The organism is Rhodovulum viride (assembly GCF_003265965.1).
Taxonomy (GTDB): Bacteria; Pseudomonadota; Alphaproteobacteria; order Rhodobacterales; family Rhodobacteraceae; genus Rhodovulum; species Rhodovulum kholense.
Genome location: NZ_MUAV01000094.1, coordinates 1 through 1,255, shown reverse-complemented (window position 1 = coordinate 1,255; position 1,255 = coordinate 1). Strand labels below are relative to the sequence as shown.

The window sequence follows — 1,255 nt, the reverse complement described above, 5'->3', positions numbered from 1 at the left end:
TCGGGAAGAGGTCGCGGTCGTAATTGGCCGAGAAGTAGACCCAGGCGATGCCGCGCCCGCGGTGATCGGCCGTCCATTCCGAGGCCGCCGCGGCATACAGCGGATCGGCCGCCTGATCCTCGGCCCCGTCATGCACCTTGAGGTGGATGCGGCCCTTGTAGTCGCTGTCGATCTGGCCCCAGAGATAGGGATCGCCCGTGCCTTGGGCCGCGTCCTTGAGGTATTGCGCCTCGGTCCAGACCCTGGTCTCGCCCAGCCAGATCTCGACCGCGCCGTCGATCTGGTGACAGGCGAGCGGCATGGCGGAATGGTAGCGCAGATGCGGCTTGCCGTCGAAGCTGGTGGTCGAGCGGGCGGTGATGGTGCCGCCCAGGGTCCGTTCGCCATAGAGGATGAGGCCCGCGGTCACCGGCTGGATCCGGTTGAGCATGATCTCGTCGCGGGTCTTGACCTTGGGCTTCTTCGCCAGCGCCATCTGCACGCCCGAGAGCACGAAGGCCATGGCGGCCTGGCCCATGATCGCGGTCGCGGTCAGCCCGGCCGCCCAGCCCCCGGCGGCCGCGGCCAGCGCGGCGCCGACCGGCGGCATCGCCAGGACCGGGGCGGCGGTGATGATCAATGCCACGGTCAGGACCGCGAGGGGGGCGCCGATCCGCGCCGCCCCCGCGAGGCCAATCACCCGATGCGCCATGCCACCTCCGCGTCGAGGACCGGGCGGCGCACGGGACCGCGTTCGGCCAGATGCACCGCATGGCGGCCGGTGACGACGCCCATGGCGCCGGGCAGCGCCCCCGCGGCATCGCCCATCACCCAGTCGCCCCGCCGCGCCAGCGCGACCGCCACCCGCGGCAGATGCGCGTCGATCAGATCGGCGATGGAGGCAAAGCCGAGCCGCACCAGCCCCTTCGCCGCCTGCATCTCGCTGGCATAGGCGGGCAGATCCGGGATCGGATCGCTGCCGGTCATCGCCCGCGCGGTGGCCCGGCAAAAGCCCAAGCAATCGGCCGACCCCCAGACGAAGGCCCGGCCCTCCCAATCCCGGATCTCGGCCGCCAGCCGCAATTCCCAGCCCTCGCGGCGGGTGATCATCGTCCCCCCGTTCACCGTCCCCATGTGTCCTCCCGGTTCTGGATGGCCTGGACGAGATCGAAGAACCGGTCGCCGGGAAAGCGGCGCTGCTGATCCTCGGGCAGGTAGTAGAACGGGCGCTTGCGGCCCAGATCCATGGCGCGTTCCTCGCAGGCGAGCGTCGCGG

The 1,255-nt window shown here is 71.1% G+C and carries 2 protein-coding genes; both read right to left on the bottom strand.

Going from position 1 to position 1,255, the window contains the following annotated elements:
* On the bottom strand, positions 1 to 691 hold a 691-nt coding region (locus BYZ73_RS21145; protein ID WP_425451107.1), incomplete at its 3' end, for a hypothetical protein.
* Positions 676 to 1,089, bottom strand: a complete 414-nt coding sequence (locus BYZ73_RS21140; protein WP_181498161.1) for a DUF6950 family protein — start codon at positions 1,087 to 1,089, stop codon at positions 676 to 678. The genes BYZ73_RS21140 and BYZ73_RS21145, both read right to left, overlap by 16 nt.
* Positions 1,090 to 1,255 lie beyond the last annotated feature (166 nt).

Excerpts from the sequence above, each read along its gene's own strand:
- BYZ73_RS21140 (WP_181498161.1), bottom strand. The coding sequence starts at position 1,089 with ATGATCACCCGCCGCGAGGGCTGGGAATTGCGGCTGGCGGCCGAGATC.